The sequence below is a fragment of the Planococcus sp. RAB007_Raresut genome (genome assembly GCF_057369535.1).
This window is the reverse complement of sequence record NZ_JBXYIF010000108.1, coordinates 1-272: the sequence shown is the minus strand read 5'-3', so window position 1 is coordinate 272 and position 272 is coordinate 1. Positions and strand designations below refer to the sequence as shown.

The following is a 272-nucleotide window of genomic DNA, read 5'->3' as shown; positions in this document are numbered from 1 at the left end:
CTTGCGGCTGGACAGCAGGTCGGGAATGCTGCGGTTTCGTTCTGTGTGCCGGATCTTGGCGTTGCGCTCGTTTTGGCTTTCCACAAAATTGGAATATCTGCTCTCGTAAAATTGTCGTTCTACCTCCGAGAATGTCCCGGCCAGATCATCCGGGTCTTGTGGGGCGATAGTGGAGCGAAATCCGTGGAAGCAGTCCCAGTAGATATTGCCTTTGGCTCGTTCGGGGTCGATGTGCTCGCTGTTGGTGAGGTCGAAATTCCGGTCGTTGTGCT

Annotated in this window: 1 protein-coding gene; it reads right to left on the bottom strand. The window is 54.4% G+C overall.

Annotated features, from left to right (window positions below; genetic code table 11):
* Positions 1-272 (bottom strand): hypothetical protein (locus AC2Q9J_RS17920; RefSeq protein ID WP_499042031.1); only part of this gene is annotated, 272 nt, incomplete at both ends.